The organism is Rhodoferax sp. MLSD5-FHT05B10, assembly GCF_058793415.1.
This window is the reverse complement of record NZ_JBXAFT010000004.1, coordinates 111,319-129,048: the sequence shown is the minus strand read 5'-3', so window position 1 is coordinate 129,048 and position 17,730 is coordinate 111,319. Positions and strand designations below refer to the sequence as shown.

16 protein-coding genes and 1 tRNA gene are annotated in these 17,730 nt (G+C 62.3%); 7 read left to right on the top strand and 10 right to left on the bottom strand.

Annotated elements, in window-relative coordinates; translation table 11 throughout:
• The first annotated feature begins 2 nt into the window (after positions 1–2).
• From AC1Q5W_RS07810 to AC1Q5W_RS07780, 7 genes are all read left to right on the top strand, one after another.
• A complete protein-coding gene (locus tag AC1Q5W_RS07810) occupies positions 3–227 on the top strand; it encodes a hypothetical protein (protein WP_492644084.1) in 225 nt (74 codons plus the stop codon).
• A 2-nt stretch (positions 228–229) separates the two neighbouring features.
• On the top strand, positions 230–847 hold the full coding sequence (locus tag AC1Q5W_RS07805; protein ID WP_492644085.1) for a GNAT family N-acetyltransferase: 618 nt from the start codon (positions 230–232) through the stop codon (positions 845–847).
• Complete coding sequence (locus AC1Q5W_RS07800) at positions 837–2,051, top strand: vWA domain-containing protein (RefSeq protein ID WP_492644086.1); 1,215 nt, start codon at positions 837–839, stop codon at positions 2,049–2,051. Before AC1Q5W_RS07805 ends, AC1Q5W_RS07800 begins: the two co-directional genes overlap by 11 nt.
• Before the next feature lie 31 nt (positions 2,052–2,082).
• Positions 2,083–2,157: transfer RNA gene (locus tag AC1Q5W_RS07795), tRNA-Arg, on the top strand.
• Positions 2,158–2,772: 615 nt separating this feature from the next.
• Positions 2,773–3,450, top strand: a complete 678-nt coding sequence (locus AC1Q5W_RS07790) for a hypothetical protein (RefSeq protein WP_492644087.1) — start codon at positions 2,773–2,775, stop codon at positions 3,448–3,450.
• Entirely contained in the window at positions 3,450–4,307 is an 858-nt protein-coding gene (locus AC1Q5W_RS07785; protein ID WP_492644088.1) for a ComEC/Rec2 family competence protein, read from the top strand. The genes AC1Q5W_RS07790 and AC1Q5W_RS07785 overlap by 1 nt, the downstream gene beginning before the upstream one ends.
• Before the next feature lie 136 nt (positions 4,308–4,443).
• Entirely contained in the window at positions 4,444–5,655 is a 1,212-nt protein-coding gene (locus tag AC1Q5W_RS07780; protein WP_492644089.1) for an MBL fold metallo-hydrolase, read from the top strand.
• A 699-nt stretch (positions 5,656–6,354) separates the two neighbouring features.
• Here the strand turns inward: AC1Q5W_RS07780 and AC1Q5W_RS07775 are convergent.
• The 10 genes from AC1Q5W_RS07775 to AC1Q5W_RS07730 all read right to left on the bottom strand — a co-directional run bounded on the left by AC1Q5W_RS07775 (position 6,355) and on the right by AC1Q5W_RS07730 (position 17,725).
• A complete protein-coding gene (locus tag AC1Q5W_RS07775) occupies positions 6,355–7,443 on the bottom strand; it encodes a ComEC/Rec2 family competence protein (protein WP_492644090.1) in 1,089 nt (362 codons plus the stop codon).
• Positions 7,440–7,922 carry a hypothetical protein gene (locus tag AC1Q5W_RS07770; protein ID WP_492644091.1) on the bottom strand — a complete coding sequence of 161 codons (483 nt, stop codon included), beginning with the start codon at positions 7,920–7,922 and terminating at the stop codon, positions 7,440–7,442. Before AC1Q5W_RS07770 ends, AC1Q5W_RS07775 begins: the two co-directional genes overlap by 4 nt.
• 350 nt (positions 7,923–8,272) lie before the next feature.
• Complete coding sequence (locus AC1Q5W_RS07765; RefSeq protein ID WP_492644092.1) at positions 8,273–9,244, bottom strand: NAD-dependent epimerase/dehydratase family protein; 972 nt, start codon at positions 9,242–9,244, stop codon at positions 8,273–8,275.
• A gap of 15 nt (positions 9,245–9,259) precedes the next feature.
• Positions 9,260–10,099 (bottom strand): SDR family NAD(P)-dependent oxidoreductase, encoded by an 840-nt coding sequence (locus AC1Q5W_RS07760; protein WP_492644093.1) that lies wholly within the window; start codon positions 10,097–10,099, stop codon positions 9,260–9,262.
• Positions 10,100–10,149: 50 nt separating this feature from the next.
• Positions 10,150–11,760 carry a GMC family oxidoreductase gene (locus tag AC1Q5W_RS07755; protein ID WP_492644094.1) on the bottom strand — a complete coding sequence of 537 codons (1,611 nt, stop codon included), beginning with the start codon at positions 11,758–11,760 and terminating at the stop codon, positions 10,150–10,152.
• Positions 11,761–11,769: 9 nt separating this feature from the next.
• Positions 11,770–12,549, bottom strand: coding sequence for an enoyl-CoA hydratase/isomerase family protein (locus AC1Q5W_RS07750; RefSeq protein WP_492644095.1), 780 nt, complete (start codon positions 12,547–12,549; stop codon positions 11,770–11,772).
• A gap of 26 nt (positions 12,550–12,575) precedes the next feature.
• Positions 12,576–13,886 carry an MFS transporter gene (locus AC1Q5W_RS07745; RefSeq protein WP_492644096.1) on the bottom strand — a complete coding sequence of 437 codons (1,311 nt, stop codon included), beginning with the start codon at positions 13,884–13,886 and terminating at the stop codon, positions 12,576–12,578.
• A 21-nt stretch (positions 13,887–13,907) separates the two neighbouring features.
• Complete coding sequence (locus AC1Q5W_RS07740) at positions 13,908–15,380, bottom strand: class I adenylate-forming enzyme family protein (RefSeq protein ID WP_492644097.1); 1,473 nt, start codon at positions 15,378–15,380, stop codon at positions 13,908–13,910.
• Complete coding sequence (locus tag AC1Q5W_RS07735) at positions 15,377–16,522, bottom strand: acyl-CoA dehydrogenase family protein (RefSeq protein ID WP_492644098.1); 1,146 nt, start codon at positions 16,520–16,522, stop codon at positions 15,377–15,379. Before AC1Q5W_RS07735 ends, AC1Q5W_RS07740 begins: the two co-directional genes overlap by 4 nt.
• Before the next feature lie 111 nt (positions 16,523–16,633).
• Positions 16,634–17,725: an AraC family transcriptional regulator gene (locus tag AC1Q5W_RS07730; protein ID WP_492644099.1), complete on the bottom strand. Its 1,092-nt coding sequence runs from the start codon at positions 17,723–17,725 to the stop codon at positions 16,634–16,636.
• Between the last annotated feature and the right edge of the window lie 5 nt (positions 17,726–17,730).

Genomic DNA, 17,730 nt, shown 5'->3' with positions numbered 1-17,730 from the left:
CCATGAAAAACTCGCTGTGGCTGGAAGGCGTCTCCGATGCCGTGGGCTTTGTCGGCGGCGCGCTGCTGGGTTACTGGATCGGCCGCCTGCTGGGCCTGGACATTTTTTCGTCCGGCTATACCAACGCCAGCATTGGCGGCATCCTTCTGGTGGGGCTGGGCGGCGGCATCGGCCTGCAGGTGGCACGGCGCTGGCGCGCCAAACAGGCCGGCAACGCGGAGGAATGAGCATGGCTTTTGTGGAACCCGTCATTCTGTCGGCCCGTGGCGTGGAACTGGTGCCGCTGGCACTGGAGCACGAAGCGGGTCTGCGCGCGGCGGCCGCAGACGGCGCGCTGTGGAACCTGCGCGTTACCTCGGTCCCTGAACCGGAGCACACCCGCAAATACATTGAAGACGCCCTGGCCATGCGCGAAGCCGGCAACCGCTTTGCCTTTGCCGTGCGGGACAGCGCCACCGGCACGGTGCTGGGCAGCTCCAGCTACCACGACATCATTCCGGCCGTGAAACGGGTCGAGATTGGCTACACCTGGTACGGCAAGAGCAGCCAGCGCAGCCACGTCAACACCACCTGCAAGCTGCTGCTGCTCACCCATGCCTTTGAGACCCTGCAGTGCAACGTGGTGGGCTGGCGCACCGACAACTTCAACTTTGCATCGCAAGCCGCCATCGAGCGGCTGGGCGCCAAGAAGGACGGCGTGATACGCGGCCACGCGCTGCGCCGCGACGGCACCATCCGCGACACCGTGATGTACAGCCTGCGCGCCGGCGAGTGGCCGGAAGTGAAAGCCCAACTGATGTACCTGCTGGACAAACCCCGCAGCACCGGGAGCGCGCATGCTGCTTGATTTTTTCTACACCCTGCGTGCGGCCAAGCTGCCGGTCTCGGTCAAGGAATACCTCACCCTGCTCGAAGCCCTGCAAAAGGGCGTGGTCGGCCCCAAGACGCCGCAACCCGAAGACGACGCCGAACCCACCGGCTACAAGATTGACGACTTCTACTACCTGAGCCGCACCGCGCTGGTGAAGGACGAGAAGCACTACGACAAGTTCGACCGCGCCTTTGCCGCCTACTTCAAGGGTGTGGAGATGCTGGCCGACTTCACCAAGGAAGTCCCGCTGGAGTGGTTGCGCAAGAACCTGGAGCTCAACCTCAGCCCAGAAGAACTGGCCAAGATCGAGAAACTGGGCTGGGACGAGCTGATGGAAACGCTGAAAAAGCGTTTTGAGGAACAGAAGGAACGCCACGAAGGCGGCAACAAGTGGATTGGCACCGGCGGCACCTCGCCTTTTGGCGCCTACGGCCAGAACCCGCAGGGCATCCGCATCGGCCAGGACAAGGGACGCAACAAGAGCGCCGTCAAGGTCTGGGACCAGCGCGCCTACAAGGACTACGACGATACGCAGGAGCTGGGCACGCGCAACATCAAGGTCGCCTTGCGCCGCCTGCGCAAGTTCGCCCGTGAAGGCCACGAGGACGAACTGGACCTGGACGAAACCATCAGCCGCACGGCGGCCAATGCCGGTTACCTCGACATCAAGATGCGCCCCGAGCGCCACAACAACGTCAAGGTGCTGCTGCTGATGGACGTGGGCGGCACCATGGATGAGCACATTGCCCGCGTGGAGGAGCTGTTCTCGGCCACCAAGACCGAGTTCAAGCACCTGGAGTTCTACTACTTCCACAACTGCGTGTACGACTTCATGTGGAAGAACAACCGCCGGCGCTTCGCCGAGAAGTTCGAGACCTGGGACATCATCCGCAAGTACAACAAGGACTACAAGCTGATCTTTGTGGGCGACGCCACCATGAGCCCGTATGAGATCCTGCAGCCCGGCGGCAGCGTGGAATACAACAACGCCGAGGCCGGCGCCGAATGGCTGCAGCGCCTGACCCACGCGTTCCCCAAGTTCGCGTGGATCAACCCCGAGCCCCAGGGCGTGTGGCAATACCGCCAGAGCATCAGCGTGGTGCAACAGCTCATGAGCCAGCGCATGTACCCGCTGACCCTCAAGGGCCTGGAAGAGGCCATGCGGCAACTGACCAAGTAAGCCGCAGCGGCCCTTACAATCCCCGCTCCCGGTCTCCGTAGTTCAATGGATAGAACGGCCCCCTCCTAAGGGGCAGATACAGGTTCGATTCCTGTCGGGGGCACCAGTGACGCCCGCTATGCCATCCATAGGTGCACCCTGGGTGCGAGTAGAGGAGGGCTAAGGGTTTGGGCGGGAATGACTGCTACAGGCTGGATGCTGCCGTTCATCTTCGGCAGTTGAACGACGCCTGAGTCTGAAACCGGTCACGCAAGGGTTAATAAGGCGGATGACCGCTGCACATTCCAGACCCGTCGCTCGTGCAATGCGTCCCCGGCATGACGGCCCTCGAACGCCCCCCTCCTGCCCGGAACGACCAGCCGAACCCGCCCCGTTGTTGCCCTTCGCCTCGGTGGTCTGAGTAACCGGTGTGCAGCGTGTGCGGTTAGACAATCTAGGGAGGCAAGTGTCGGCGAGCGCTGAAAACTGAATCTCACAGTCTGACATCTCTGTTGGCTGCATCGTCCAGACCAGTATTAATCGGTTCAAAGAGCGGAGGACCTCGTCGACCCCAGAAGATGACGTTTGCCGCGTATGGAGCGGTTGCGACCATCCGCTGCGGCACTGGTCGCTGTTGCTGCAGAAAAGATGATTCAGAGTTAGCTATCTGGTTCACTTCCTTGCGTAGCCCGAGGCAGTCGGTAGTCGATGGGTACACTTGGCGGCGACCGAGGAGGAAAAGATGGACCAAAAGCTCCCGTTTACTAGCTACGACTTCTGGGCGTACCTGAGCGCCGGGTTCTTGCTGCTGTTTGCGTTCGACTCTGCAGCAGGGACGAATCTATTGATGCGCGACTCGTGGACCGTGGTTCAGGGCGTTGTCGCGATGGCGCTCGCCTACGCGGCCGGTCAGATCGTTGCAAGCGCTTCGTCGTTCCTCTTCGAAAAGATACTGGTCGGCAAGTTGCTCGGTTACCCGCGGAACGTGCTATTTGGCCAGCCGACGGCCTGGAAATGGGTGCGGTGGTGCATTCCTGGCTATTTCGAGCCACTGCCCGCCGCCACGCAGAATGCAGCACTCGCGAAGGGTCGCATGGTAGGCGTCAACGCTCCGGGCGAGGCTCTATTTTGGCCGGCTTTCGCCAACGCCCGCGGAACGGAGTCGGTCCAGGCGAGGTTGAGCGAATTCTTGAACCTCTACGGGTTTTGCCGGAACACTGCCTTGGTTGCGTTTATCGACGCGGGCATCTTCTACTGGTCTTTTCTCCAACCGAAGGGGCCTTCGGACCATCTGCTGTGGGCCCGCATCGCACTCGTTGTTGGCATCGGCATGACGCTACGGTACTTAAAGTTTTACCGGCACTACGCTGTCGAGGTGTTCACAGCGTTCGCGTACGCGAAGGAACCCGAGAAAAAGTAATGACCATCGACATTTGCGATGGCTTGCTGCAAATTTTCAACGTAGACCACGGCGCGTGCGCCCTATTGACTATGCCCTCGCCTCAGGGCGTGAAGCGCGTGCTTATCGACTGCGGCCATGCAAGCGACTTGGGCGGTGAGCCGTGGTTTCCGGGGGACCACCTGCGCCGACTCGGAGTGGTCCACGTCGACTTGCTCATCTGCACGAACTACGACGAGGACCATGCCAGCGGCGTGCTGAGCCTATTGCAGAACAAGGTGTCAGTCGGCTGCATCCTCGGCAACCCGACGGTTCCGCCAGAGGTTATCGAGCACCTCAAGAGTGAGGACGGGATGGGCAATGGGATTAGGCTTGTCGCGAACAGTTTGGCCAGCCGCAGGTCCGCCGGCGAGATTCAGACACCTCCGACCATCCCGGGCGTTGAGCTTCGCTGGTTCTACAACCAGTGGCCATACTGGGATACTGAGAACAACCTCTCACTGGTGGCGCACCTGACCATCTGGAACACACGGCTCCTCTTCCCAGGGGACCTGGAGCGCGACGGGTTCGAGTATCTACTGAACTTGCCGTCATTCTCAGCCTTGATGCCGGGAATCAATGTCTTGATTGCCGCCCACCACGGACGCGAGAACGGAAAATGCCCGGCGATGTTTGACGACTATGCCTGCTCGCCACAGCTTGTCATCATCTCGGACTGCGCCAAGCGTTACCAGTCGCAGGAGACGGTGACGTACTACTACCGGAAGGCCCGTGGCGTTCCGAACGTCCGCGGACAGAACACTCGCTACGTGATGACCACGCGTGACGACGGCGAGATTATTTTTCGCTGGGAGAATGGGCGCTGCATTCTGTACTGAGGACGCAAGCGTCGTGACTGAACACTGAATTTCAAAAAGGAAAAGACCTGTGCTCCTACAAAACGTCAGAACACAGTACGCGGTTGGTCAAGGATTTTTTCAAGCTGGCGACCTATTCAATGACACGTCGCTTCGGATGCGCTACGTGGTCGACTGCGGAGCGATGACCCGGTACGCCAGCCAGCGTGACGAACGAATCGATGCATATCTGAAAAAGGTCGGAGCAAGGCAGCCGCTCGATCTTCTTTTCATCTCGCATGCGCATGCCGATCACTTGAACGGTGTCGAGCGGCTACTCAACAAAGATTCAGGACTGGTAGTCAAGACCATTGTCCTACCGCTACTCAATGTCGAGGATCGCTTGATCGCATTCGCACGTGCGGCATCGGAAGACCCGATGTCGGCGGACCACGAGTTCTACAGGGCCTTTGTTGCAGACCCAGCCTCGGCGCTCAGCGGGTTCAACCCCGAACGAATCATCTTCGTCGAGAGAGGCGATCGGGACGACGGGGCGCCGTTCCGCGAAGGTCCCGATGACTCTCCCGGCGAAAACGGGGAGTCGAATTGGATGCTGCAAAGCGATGAGCGGCTCCCGTGGAAAATCGTGGGCAAGGGCCACACGCGCCAATATGTTGGAGCGACGCCCAAACCGATAGCTGGTGTCATTCGCGTCATGCAGGACACCCAGGGGTTTGTATGCCCATACCCCTTAACCGGGACAGCCTGGCTACTTGCGCCCTTCGTCGACCCATCGGTGGAAGGCAATGCGCCGCTATTCATGACATCGCTCGCGACAGCAATAGGGCAGTCCGTGACAGATTTGAAGGAATGGTTACGCAATATCGGCAATATCGAGAAGTTGTTGACTGACCACGTCACAGATCTAAAAAAGGCCTATGAGTCGATGCACCCAGACCTTAATGTCACGTCGATGTGCCTTTACTCCGGGCTGGTACCGACCATCACTCCACTCGAGAGCGCATATGACGGGAAGTTTGGAATGTGGAGGGTCTCAGGTAGTGACAAATCTCGCATAGCGTGGCTTGGTACGGGGGACGCAGCATTAGCTGACACAACGCGACGCAATGCGTTCTTCAAGCACTATGGATCTCTGTTGAATGAGGTTGTCACGTTGACGCTGCCCCATCACGGTTCGGAGCACAACTTCCACGTGGAGCTTCTTGATCGCATTCGGCCAAATTTTTGCGTCGCACCCGCAGATCAGTTCAGTAAATGGCGGCATCCTGGCACGGCGGTCATTCAGGCTGTGGCATCTTCGGGTCGATTCTTGTCGGTGGTCACATCCAATGTCGCGTCGGAGGTGACTGAGGAGATCATTGTGGTTTGAAGCATAACGGGCAGACAAGTCGTTTGAGACGTGGATCGCCGCCTCATATGAATGACTGCAAAGCAGTCGAGACCGTGAGCTCGGTAGCCGACCGCCACTGACCGGATAGGCTGTAAAGCAGTCATCGATCTGATTACCCTGCGAGGCCGCTAAGGGTCGGACTCGGTCTTCTGGGTTGGCTGATCCGACGATCGCTTCCAGCCTGTAGCTGACCTCGTCAGTCGAACCTTGTAGAAGGCTGCATTAGTCTGGGAGCGTTCTGTCGTGGGAGACGAGAGAAGGTCGGCTTCCGACCCTGAAGCGGTCGCCGAGCGGACCTCGCGTCGCACGGCACAAACTCCCACCTAGCGGCGTTTTGAATCACTGACTTGGGCTGGTTTTCGCGAAGTAACAGGTTTCCAAGCAGCGTCTTAAATCCCCCAATTAAGTCCCAAGCCTTGCAACTAGTTCCAGACACAAGCTGGACCCGATGGTCGAACGCAATACCCTGCGACCAATATACAAGCGACGGCGAAAGGTGTATCGCGTCATGTTGATTAACATTGCACACTTTCGTCGTCAGCGCTCGTAGCATAGGGCGAATTCGCCTCTACAAGCGAAGCGTGAAGGAGCTGGAAGCGCAGCTTCCTACGACGGCCTACCAAGGACTTGTGATTTACGGTTGAGGCCGAACCTGTGCGCGACCGTATAACGTTCAAGCTAGTCGTGCTCCTGCTCGGTTGGGTACTCCATTGGCGTCACGGTGTTCCAGCCTGCCCGAGCGCGAGCATTCCGAGTGGTTCGAATTGATTGGCCCTCGGTTGCGTACACCTTGCCGCCGCGGTGGTATACGGCGCGAACGACCGACTTTCTAGGATGGTGTGCGTCGGCTTTAGCAGAGCTGATGTAGGCCTTGAACTTCGTGCCTGCCTGGTTCTCCGGCACCTTCGGCCCAAGCCATCGATCGAGGACTTCAGACGAGACGTTCCGTCGCGAACCATGATGCGGCACCTGGAACTTGTCTATTCCAGGCAAGGCGAGTCCTGCATTGGGAGCGTAATCGGCCGCTTCCGTAAGTCCGCCACGCCCCACATCGCCGGTCAGCAAGATGCGGTCACCTGCCAAGTTGGCGAACTGGACTACGCTCATATCGTTCTCAGCGCTGGTTTCGTTGGGCGAGAACACCTCGTCACCCCACAGCGCTTTGACGAACTCCTTCGCCGCCTTCTTAGCTGTTTCAAATAATCCTGCGAGACCGGCCTTTTTGGCCATGGGGTCGTCTGCGGCGATCTCCGGCGTCTTCTCCGAGGCCACGACGAGGTCCAGGAAACGGGCCTTCGTCGGCGCCAAGACGCTAAACGCGCCTATTTTTTGCCCCTGAAACGGCTCTCGAATATCGATGCCCTTCTCGTTGGCGATATCTTCGAGTGCTGCCAGATTCGGATAAAGAGAACGCAGCTTGCGGCGTAGATATTCTTCCGACTCATAGTTTTCAAATCTATCGAGTAATTCGTTACTGTACTTCCAAGGCCTCAACATCCATAGAGTGCCAATTTCGAAGTTCTCCAAGATCGGTCGCAAGCCGCCGGCATGATCACCGTCGTTATGTGTCGCGACCACGTGGTCGATCCTCTTCACTCCGTCGTAATATTTCTGGATGTTCTGAACAAGGCTCTCCCCAGTCGACTGATATCCGCCGTCGATGACGTGCACATAGATCTGTCCGCCGATGCTGTAGTGCATCGAAATTGCATCTCCACTCTTGTCGGACTCGACGTCCCAAAAGTCGATCTCGTAGAAATCCGTCATCTGTCGCTCCCCGTTGTTGAACCACTCTTCTGCTCAGATCTCGATTGCCTTGACGGTTCGACGCCCCAAATCGACTTCCCTATGCCCTCAAACTTCTCGACAAACTTGTCCACGTTGAGACCTGCCAGAAAGGCCAAGGCCCACACACCGAGTTGACTCGCGTCGGGGTTCTTCGCGGCCCCTAGAAGTAGCCGTCCTGAGTTCACAAACAGATAGCTGATGCCACCGACCACGCAGCTGACCACCGGTCGAATGAAGTACCAGATCAACCAGTTATTGCTCCACTGGTTACGAACGGCCGAATTGACGTAGACGCCGCGCAGACAGTACACACACCCACCTACACCGCCGAAAAGGATGCAGTAGAGTGCGGGATGCAGTCGCTCTGGGATGGTGGTTTGACCCAGAACCATCTGCCCTGCGAGCCAAGTACATGCGCAAAGCTCGGCCATCAACACGATTGCCACAACCCATTTCATTGACTCCTTCCTTGCCCATTGATGGGCAACGAGGTGTAACTCTACCTTACGCTTCGAATAAACGCCATTCCGCACTCGCTGGAGTGAACCACCACTTTTGAAGCACAGCCAACGGAGCAGAAATCCGTTGGCCTTTCGTGTCTCTTTCGGAATCGGGTGCCCTTTTCTGGCCGACAGCGGTCTTTCAGTACAAGAGTTCCACCGACCGCAAACGCTGCTATTCTGCCGTTCTCAGATTGTCTTGCCCATCACCCAAACGGGTGACCCCCCCCCGAGCCTCCTGCATTCCCGACGCAATTCACCATGAAGCTACGGCAATGCGGTGTGATTGACGAACGGCTACGGCGTGGTCAGCGCGATGCCGCCAATTGCGCCAGGGACGCCCTGAAATCCGGGAACTGCAGGGTGTAGCCCGTCGATTTCAGTTTTCGGTTGTCCACGATGTAGTCGTCGTGCAGGTAGCGAATGGCGGCATGTTCCAGTTCGGGAATGCGCCCCTGCCGAGCGGCAATGGCGCCGTCGATGCGTGCCAGTGGCTGCAGCAGCCACAGCGGCAGGTGCAGCGTGGGAACCTTGGTGCCGAAGGTCTGCGCTGCCAGGCACAGGGCTTCTTCCAGGGTGGGGTTGGAGTCGTCTGCCAGGTTGTACACCTGGCCCACCGTATCGTCCCGGCATGACAGGTAGTGCGCGGCGGCGGCCACATCCTCCACCCGGATGTTGGACAGGCGCTGGCGGCCATGGCCGGGGATGGCGGAAATCGCCGTGGCGCGTGAGAACGCCTTGCCCGCGCCGTCGTTGCAGCCGGGGCCATAGACGGTGCAGGGCCGTGTGATGACCGCCGGCAAGCCCTCGGCCATGCGCGCCCACACCACGTCCTCGCCGTCACGCTTGCTGATGCCATAGTCTTCCTGCGGCGCACGGGCGCTGTCCTCGCGCAGGGGCGTGCCGGGATAGGGGCCATAGACGCTGGTCGACCCGATGTGGATATAGCGCTTAACACCCGCTTGCAGGGCCAGCCGGGTGACGTACTCCACACCCGCCACGTTGACCGGATACAGACGTTTGTACGGTGTCGAAAGGTTGCAGATGGCGCCCACATGGAATACCCGGTCTACCTCGCCCTCGAACAGAGGCGCCAGCGTGTGGGGTTGCGTCAGGTCGGCCGCCAGAAACTCACCCCCCTGTTGCGCAAAGAACGCCGCATCGGTACCCGGCTTGTCCGTCGCCCGCACGCGCGTTCCCAGTGCCACCAGATGCGCCACCAGGCAGCGCCCGACAAAGCCGCCAGCCCCTGTGACCAGGGTGATGCCGTTGTAGACCATGGTTGTGAGCCCGCGTTATTTGATGTCCATGTGGTTCAGCAAGATGGCATCGCGCATCCGGCGGGGCAGAAAGCGGTTCAGGAACAGGAAGACGGTGCTCATGAAGTCAATCTGGTTATGGAACGCCGGCTTGGCCTGGCGCACTACGGCGGCAATGCGCCGGCCCGCCTGTTGCGGGGTGGGCGCGGTCTTGATCAGCTCGTCATCACGTGCAATGAAGCGCCGGGCCCGCTCCCGGTACGGCGAGCCCTCAGGCGGCAACTGGTGAATCTTGCTGGCAAAACTGGTGGAGACCTGGGCGGGCTCGATCAGGGCCACATGGATGCCGAAGGGCGCCACTTCATAGCGCAGGGACATGACCATGCCCTCGATTGCGAACTTGCTGGCCGAGTAGATGGACTCGAACGGAAAGGGCACCTGCCCCACCAGGGAGGACATGGCAATCAGCTTGCCGCTGCCGCGCTGGCGCATGCCAGGCAGAAACGCCTGAAAGATGGAAGCGGCGCCAATGACGTTGATTTCCAGGCAGCGGCGTGCGGCCTCCAGGTCGGTTTCTTCAAAGGGACCAAAGAAACCGATGCCCACATTGGAGAGCACCGTGTCCACCTGCGCGTACCGCGCCAGCACTTCGTCGCGGAATGCCTGCACGCCCGCACGGTCCATGATGTTCAGGGTAGTGAGGTAGTGCTTGGCGCCGTTGTGGGCCGAGAGCGCATCGAGCTCCTGTTGCAGCGCGGCGATGCCGTCCGGGTTCATGTCAAACCCGGCGATGCTGTCTCCGGCCGCAGCCAGCAACTTGGCAGCCTCCTTGCCCATGCCGTCGGCCACGCCGGTAATGACCACTACTTGTCCCATGCTTGTCTCCTCGTTGTTGTTCAGGTATTCAAAACCGCGGGGCTCTGGCATCAAGCCGGTGCGCCGCGTGCGTCGGCACGCAGCATGTCTGCCGCCTTCTCCGCAATCATGATGGTGGGGGCATTGGTATTGCCGCCCACGATGGTCGGCATGATGGATGCGTCAACTACCCGCAAGCCCTGCACGCCGTGCACGCGCAAGCGCGCGTCGACCACCGCCAGGGGGTCGTGGCCCATCTTGCAGGTGCCCACCGGGTGGTACTGCGTGTCGGCCAGCTGGCGGATGTTACGTTCCAGTGCCCGGTCGTCCTGAGAGTCCACCGGAAACAGCGCTTTGCCACGCACTGCCGCCAGGGGCTGGCCTTCCAGGACCTGCAGCATCTTGCGGGTGCCGTCCATCAGAACGGCCAGGTCTTGCGGCGCGCTGAAGAACTGGGGGTCGATGGCCGGCGCCGTGGTGGCATCGGGGGCCTGCAGGCGCACCGTGCCGCGGCTCTGGGGGCGCAGCAAGGCCACACGCCCGGTAAAGCCATGGCCCAGGCGCATCTTGCGGGCGTGGTCGTCTTCCAGCGCCACGATGAACACCATCTGCACGTCGGGCACCGCCACATCCGGACGGCTGCGAAAGAAAGCGCCGGACTCTGCGTAGGTGGTGGTCATGGCGCCCGTGCGCGCCTTGCGCCACTGCATCACACCACGGGCCATGCGCAAGGCACCGGGAAACGACAGGCCATAGGTATCCGCGTGCGCCGGGCTGCGGAAGGAGTGCACATAGTCAATATGGTCCTGCAGGTTTTCGCCCACACCGCGCAGGTCGTGCAACACACCGATGCCCAGCTTCTGCAACTGTGCACCGGGCCCGATGCCCGAAAGCATCAACAGCTGCGGCGAGCCAAAGGCACCAGCACACAGCAGCACTTCGCGTCGCGCCTGAATGCGCACGGATGCCCGCTGGACGCGCGCCTGCACGCCCGTGGCACGCTTGCCGTCGAACAGCAGCCGCTCGGTCAGAGCACCCGTCACCACCGTCAGGTTGGGACGGTCCCGGTGGGGCGTCAGGTAGGCCTTGGAAGCGCTGCAACGCTCACCCTTGCGCTCGGTCACCTGGAAGAGATGCGCCCCCTCCTGGGTCGCCCCGTTGTAGTCCTCCACATACGGAATGCCTGCCGCCTGCGCAGACTGAAAGAACAGGGCGTTGAGCCGGCTGGGTTCGCGCAGGCGTGTGACGTTCAGGGGCCCGCCCTGGCCGTGGAATGCATCCTGGAAATCCTCGTTGTGCTCGGCCTTGCGGAAGTAGGGCAGCACCTCGTCGTAGCTCCAGCCGGGGTTGCCCAGACTGGCCCAATGGTCGTAGTCCCAGCGATGGCCCCGGACATAGAGCATGGCATTGATAGAGCTGGACCCCCCCAATGTCTTGCCCCGCGGCTGGTAGCCCCGGCGTCCGTTCAGGCCCGGCTGCGGCACGGTCTCGAACGCCCAGTTGTTGATCTTGGTGGGCACCATGGCGGGGTAGGCCGCGGGCATGTGGATCAGCGTGCTGCTGTCGGGTCCACCGGCCTCCAGCAGGCAGACGGTGACCGAGGGGTCTTCACTGAGCCGGCCAGCCAGCACGCTGCCGGCCGAACCACCACCCACAATGACGTAGTCGTAACTGGTTTGCATGGTCGGTCCTCAGGCTCCTGTGAATTGGGGGGCACGTTTGGTCAGCGCGGCGCTGATGCCTTCGATGAAGTCGCTGGTCTTCATGTGCCGCAGCTGCGCGCCAAGCTCCTGCTCCAGCGCTGGCGCAAAGGCGGCCAGGAGCGGCGCACGCAGAAGCGCGCGCATGTCTTGCACCGCCTGCGGCGCGTTGGCGGCAAGAATACGGGCCCGCGCGATGGCGGCATCCCGCACACCCTCCACCGTGTCCACCAGCACGTCGGCAAGGCCCAGGCGCAGGGCTTCCTCACCCCGCACCGGCTGGCCCAGCAGCAGCAGGTTGCTGGCTGCGTGCGGACCCAACACATGCGGCAAGGTGGCCGTCAGGCCAAACCCGGCATGGAAACCCAGCTGCGCAAAGCTGGCGGTGAACTGGGTCTTGGGGCCTGCCACCCGCTGATCGACCAGCATGGCCAGGCCCAGACCGGCCCCTACCGCTGCGCCCTGCACGGCGGCAATGCACGGCTTCCTACCCGCCAGCAGGCGCGAGGCCAGTTGGTAGAGCGGCTGGGGTGAGTTGTCGCCACCGGCCGCCGCCATGCTGCGGAAATCCACCCCGGCGCAGAACACACGGCCTGCGGCGCACAGCACGATGGCGCGGCACTGCGGCTCTGCATCCGCCCAGGCCCAGGCCTGCGCCAACTCCTGCATCAGGCCCACCGACAGGTAGTTGAAGGGATCGGACGCAAATTCAATGGTAGCCACGTGGTCGGTCAGAGAGATAGTGACCTGGCTGAGCGAGGGAATCGTCATGGTGTGGGGTGCAAGTGCAGGTTGAATCAGGCCGCCGCACGTTGGGCGTCGGCAGCGAAGTGGCGCGAGGCTTGCCAGGTGGCCAGAGCCATCAGCAGCAGGGCGGCGGGAATCAGCAGCATGGCCGTATGCAGACCGTTGCCGCGGTGCAGTTCATCGACGGCCTGCCCAACCGCCTGCGCAGATGCGCGGGCAAAGCGGTCGGACAAGGCCCCTACTAGCACCACCCCCGCACCGCCTCCTATGACATTGCCAATGGCCAGGTGCATCGCCATGGCAATGCCCCGCTGATGCGCAGGCACGGCATCCTGCAGCGCGGGATAGGCACACACGGGAAAGAGGTAGGTTGCCAGCCACCCCACCGAGAACAGCAGCACGAACAGAGTCACCTGGGCTGAGGGCAGCAGCAGTGCCATGGCCGTCAGCGCAGTGCCGGCTATGGATGCCAGCGCGGTCAAGCCCAGACGCCCCGCACTCCAGCGCTGCTGCAGCACGTCCGCCAGCCAACCGCCGCCCAGCATGGCCACCAGGCCCGTCATCCCGATCATGATGCCGGAGGCCATGCCCGCCTGGATCAGGGGCATGTGGAAATAGCGTTGCAGCAGGGCCACCATGAAACCGGTTCCGACATAGCCGGCCAATCCGAAGCCAATGGCCCCCAGCGTGAGCCAGCGCACGGAACGCAACGCCCACACCAGCCGCAGCGCCTGACCCATGCCGCCGTGGGAGCCGTCTTGCCGTGCCGTCTGCCGCGGCGGCTCGGGCATGCACAGCATCACCACGCCCAGCACGGCGCCCGGCACCGACGCCAGCCAGAACACCGCGTGCCAGGAACCCATGGCGGTGGCAATGGCCCCGCCGGTGAAGAAGGCCGCCACCAGGCCCAATGGGAGCCCCAGCATCACGACACCCATGGCACGCGACCGCCGATCGGGCGCGTACAGATCGGCCACCATGGATTGCGCCGTGGGCGCACAGCTTGCCTCACCTATACCCACGCCAACCCGCGCCAGCAGAAACCAGCCAAAGCCTACGGCCATGCCGCTCCACGCGGTGGCCGCGCTCCAGGCGATGAGTCCCAGGCCCATGACCCGCTTGCGCACGCCCACGTCCGCCAGGCGCCCCAGAAAGATGCCACACACGGCATAGGTCACGGTAAAGAGGGCGTTCAGGACACCCAGCAGAGTGTCGGTCAGGCCGAACTCCCTGCGTATGGGCTCCATCAGGACGGCCGGTATGGTGCGGTCGTAGTAGTTGACGAACATGGCCAGAAACAGAAGCGCCACCATGCGCCGCGCTTGCGCGGCGGGCACTGCAGTAACAGCCACAGAGGTCATGCCTTGCTCCTGATGAATGGTTCAGAGTGCCAGAGACGATAACGTGGCCAGCGCATTGAGCTGGCCGCGCTGAACCTTGCCCACACCGGTGCGCGGCAGCGCCGCCACGCGGATCACCTGCAGCGGCTGCATGAAGCGGGGCAGCGGTGCGACGGCGGCACGCACTTCGTCCAGGTTGACAGCGTCCGACTCGGTGTAGACCACCACTTCGTGGCCCGTTGTGGCACTGTCGACCCGCCACAGCGCGAAATTGCCCAGCGAGGCGCATTGGGTAAGCGCCGTCTCGACAAATTCGATGGGGACATACTCGCCTTTGACACGGATGGCTTCGTTCATGCGCTCAATGAACACCAGGTTGCCGTATTCGTCGATGCGCCCCTTGTCGCCCGTATGGAACCAGCCATCCGGGTCCAGGGGCGACACCACCTTGCCGTCGCGCACATAGCCCGAGAAGATCGCCCGGCCCAGCTTGTCGCGGGTCAGAATTTCACCATCGCCGCTGACGGTCCAGCCCACGTCGTAGCGCGCACGACCGGCGTAGTTGCTGATGCCTTCCTTGGCCATCTGCTTGTCGCCGGCGCGGAAATTCCAGGCGTGGCTGAGGCCCGCAGATTCGGTGGAACCGTAGCCGCCCACCCCCACCGGAATGCCGAACAGGCCGCACAGCGTCGCCTCCATGCCGAACGCGGCCCGCAGGCCATGGCCTTTGGCGTCGTCCGGCGTGGTCGAGGTGGCCAGGATGATGGAGGGCGCGGTGTGCGAAATCAGGACGGAGATGTTGCGCTCTTTCACGGTGGGCCAGAACTTGCTGGCCGAGAACTTGTCGGTTCCCAGAATGCTGGCGCGCGCCGTCAGGCTGCCGATCAGGCCATACCCCAGCGGGTTGATGTGGAACATGGGCAGCGGCGCGAAGACACGGTCACCGGAACCGAGCATCAGGGTGTCGGCAATGAAGCGCCCCAGCCGCAGCAGGTATTCATGGCTCAGTGCGCAGAACTTGGGGCGCCCGGTGGTGCCCGAGGTATGGATGTAGCTGGCAATCTCGCCACCGTCACACGCCAGACCTTGCAGGCCCTCCAGGGATGCGCCACCCGTGCCACCGGCGCGGTGCGCATCCCACCAGGCGCGCAGGTCGAGCTGGGGCACGGCACGCTGGGCCAGATCACCGGCCGGACGGTCCAACCAGGCAATGGCAGCGGGCTGCAGGTCATCCAGCATGGCCCCCATCAGCTCGTCGGGGTATTCGGGGTTGACCAGCGCCAGCTCCACCCCGGCCAGTTGCGCGGCCAGCCAGGTCAGCATGTAGTCGTTGCCGGTGCGCCCCACCAGGGCCCAGCGGGTGCCGCGGCCCAGCCCCAGGCTTTGCAGGTGCAGCGCCAGACGGGCGGCGTGGCCCACCGCATCGCCCAACGGCTGGGAGGACTCCAGCGTGCCGAATGCGTTCTGCGGGTGTGACTTGGCCGCTGCGGTGATGAGCGTAGCGAGGTTGCTCATGCGATGCCTTTCTGTCCCGCATCGTCCTTGAGGATCTGGCGGGCAATGAAGTTGCGCAGGATTTCCAGCGAGCCGCCGGCCACGCGCAGGGTTTTGACATCCAGAAGAATCTGCCCATACGGCTGGTCCCAGTACAGGCCGTGGCCGCCGACCAGGGCAAACACTTCGTTGACGGTTTTCTCCGCCGCCTCGATGGCCAGCTTCTTGGCTATGCTGGATTCCACGGCGTGTTCGGTTCCCTTGCGCACCAGGTTGGCCGCATGGTCACGCACGGCCGAGGCGCCGTAGAGCGCCGAGTAGCAGTCCGCAATGGTCCACTGGATGCCCTGGAAGTCGGTGACCTTGCTGTCGCCCACCGCGCGCGACTTGGCATAGCGGATGCCGTCCGACAGGGCGCGGCGCGCCTGGCCAATCAGCTCCGAGGCATTGCCCAGGCGGCTGATGTTGAAGGTGGTGAGAAAGGTGGCCATGGCATTGCCCGGCTGGCCCAGCACCGCGTCGCCGGGGATGCGCATGTTCTCGAAATACATGTCGGCCGTGAGCGCCAGGCGGTAGCCCAGCGGGTCGGTCACCTCGCAGCGGAAACCGGGCAGCTTGGTGTCCACCAGAAACGCGGTCATGCCCTCTTCGGTCATGGCGAAGACGACGGTGACATGGCAGGCGGCGCCGCCGTTGATGTGCACTTTCTTGCCGTTCAGAATCCAGTCGTCGCCATCGCGCCGGGCGGTGGTGTTCATGTTCTTGAGCGAAGACCCAGCGCCGGGCTCGGAGATGGATTCGGAAAACACGATGCTGCCGTCGCACATGCCGGGCAGGTACTTGCGCTTCTGTTCTTCCGTACCCCAGAACAGCAGCCACACCATGCCCTGGATCTGCGCTTGGGTGGACGGCAGGCCATAGCGGGCGATTGTCTCCGTCACCAGGCAGTATTCGGGCGCGTTCCCCCCGTAGCCACCGTACTCTTCCGGGCACAGCACGCCAATCAGGTTCTGCTTGCCCAGCTCGCGGAACGAGCCATACGGCAGCGTGCCGTTCTTGATGCAGTCATCGAGTTCCTGTTGGTAGTCGGTCGCGATCTGGCGGATGGTCTCCACCGTTTGCTTGGCCCAGGCCGGGTCCTTGAATTCCAGGTTCACGTTCATGCGGCGTTCTCACATTGTTGGTCAATGGAGCGCATATTCCCGGAGACCGCGCCGCCGCGCTTTTCATGGCGGGACAATCAATTGCGCATTGGGGACAGGCAGGGGAAAACCCTAAACCGCGCTGGAATGGCCCGTGTGCGTGCGCCGGTGCTGGCTGGGCGGCATGCCGTAGCGGCGGCGATACCAGTTCACGAGAGCACTGGTGGAATGAAAGCCCAGCATGGGCGCCAGGTCGCTGATGGGCAGTGTGGAGGCCAGCACGTAGCGTGCGCTGAGTTCAATGCGCACTTCCTCGATCAGGCCGGAGACCGTCTTGCCTTCCCGCAGCAACTGGCGGTGCACCGTGCGGCGGTCGACCCCCAGGCACTCGGCTATGTGTTCGGCATCGCAGCGCCCTGTCGGCAGCAGTTGCAGGATGACCCGCAGCACGTCGTCGGCACGGCGTGCGGCCGTCGAACCGGCCCGGGCTTGGACCAGGTTGCGGGCGTAGAGTGAGAAATCGGTGTCTGCACTGGGGTTGCGCTGGTCCAGCAGCGATACCGGGCACACGAAGCCGTTGAAGTCATGGTCAAACACGGGGGTATGCCCGAAGAACTTCTGGTACGGGGACATGTCCGCCGGCGCGCTGTGGCGGAAACACACCCGCAGCTGGTCGCGTGCCTCGGCAAACTGGCTCACGAAGATACGAAAGGCCGAACCCTGCACAAACTCGCTGAATTGGCGGGTGGGCTTCCCGCCGGCGACCCGGTTTTCCATCAGGATGTGGGTCACATCCTGTTTCTGCTCCAGCGCATAGACCAGGGACGCATTGTGAAACCGCACGAACTCGCTGGTTGCCTGCATCACATCGCGCACCGTCGGCAGGTCGCGCAGCAGCAGGCCCAGCTCACCCAGGTGCGACAGACGACGGTGCTGGGCCAGTTCCAGGCCGAACGTGGCACAGCCACTGCGCTGGGCCGACTCCTCCAGCAAGGCGCACACCCGGTCGGTGGGCAGCTTGAGGTCGCGCTCGGTCAGGCTGGCAGCCGGCAGCTTCATGGCCAGCACCATGCCCAGCGGGTCCAACCCGAGGGCGCGCGCGACCCCGGCGTACTCGGACAGGGCAGCACTGCGAATGCCGGAAACCGTCACGGCGTTCAACCGCGCACGGCGCCCGTCCGGGCCAGGCACCGACACGACAGCCGTGCATTCGATGGATTCCATGCTTG

Bases quoted from the DNA above. Each gene is read 5' to 3' on its own strand.
- AC1Q5W_RS07730 (WP_492644099.1), bottom strand. From the start codon at position 17,725: ATGGAATCCATCGAATGCACGGCTGTCGTGTCGGTGCCTGGCCCGGAC.
- AC1Q5W_RS07740 (WP_492644097.1), bottom strand. From the start codon at position 15,380: ATGAGCAACCTCGCTACGCTCATCACCGCAGCGGCCAAGTCACACCCG.
- AC1Q5W_RS07775 (WP_492644090.1), bottom strand. From the start codon at position 7,443: ATGACGGATTTCTACGAGATCGACTTTTGGGACGTCGAGTCCGACAAG.
- AC1Q5W_RS07810 (WP_492644084.1), top strand. From the start codon at position 3: ATGAAAAACTCGCTGTGGCTGGAAGGCGTCTCCGATGCCGTGGGCTTT.
- AC1Q5W_RS07790 (WP_492644087.1), top strand. From the start codon at position 2,773: ATGGACCAAAAGCTCCCGTTTACTAGCTACGACTTCTGGGCGTACCTG.
- AC1Q5W_RS07780 (WP_492644089.1), top strand. From the start codon at position 4,444: ATGCGCTACGTGGTCGACTGCGGAGCGATGACCCGGTACGCCAGCCAG.
- AC1Q5W_RS07755 (WP_492644094.1), bottom strand. From the start codon at position 11,760: ATGCAAACCAGTTACGACTACGTCATTGTGGGTGGTGGTTCGGCCGGC.
- AC1Q5W_RS07785 (WP_492644088.1), top strand. From the start codon at position 3,450: ATGACCATCGACATTTGCGATGGCTTGCTGCAAATTTTCAACGTAGAC.
- AC1Q5W_RS07745 (WP_492644096.1), bottom strand. From the start codon at position 13,886: ATGACCTCTGTGGCTGTTACTGCAGTGCCCGCCGCGCAAGCGCGGCGC.
- AC1Q5W_RS07770 (WP_492644091.1), bottom strand. From the start codon at position 7,922: ATGAAATGGGTTGTGGCAATCGTGTTGATGGCCGAGCTTTGCGCATGT.
- AC1Q5W_RS07800 (WP_492644086.1), top strand. From the start codon at position 837: ATGCTGCTTGATTTTTTCTACACCCTGCGTGCGGCCAAGCTGCCGGTC.
- AC1Q5W_RS07750 (WP_492644095.1), bottom strand. From the start codon at position 12,549: ATGACGATTCCCTCGCTCAGCCAGGTCACTATCTCTCTGACCGACCAC.
- AC1Q5W_RS07735 (WP_492644098.1), bottom strand. From the start codon at position 16,522: ATGAACGTGAACCTGGAATTCAAGGACCCGGCCTGGGCCAAGCAAACG.
- AC1Q5W_RS07760 (WP_492644093.1), bottom strand. From the start codon at position 10,099: ATGGGACAAGTAGTGGTCATTACCGGCGTGGCCGACGGCATGGGCAAG.
- AC1Q5W_RS07765 (WP_492644092.1), bottom strand. From the start codon at position 9,244: ATGGTCTACAACGGCATCACCCTGGTCACAGGGGCTGGCGGCTTTGTC.
- AC1Q5W_RS07805 (WP_492644085.1), top strand. From the start codon at position 230: ATGGCTTTTGTGGAACCCGTCATTCTGTCGGCCCGTGGCGTGGAACTG.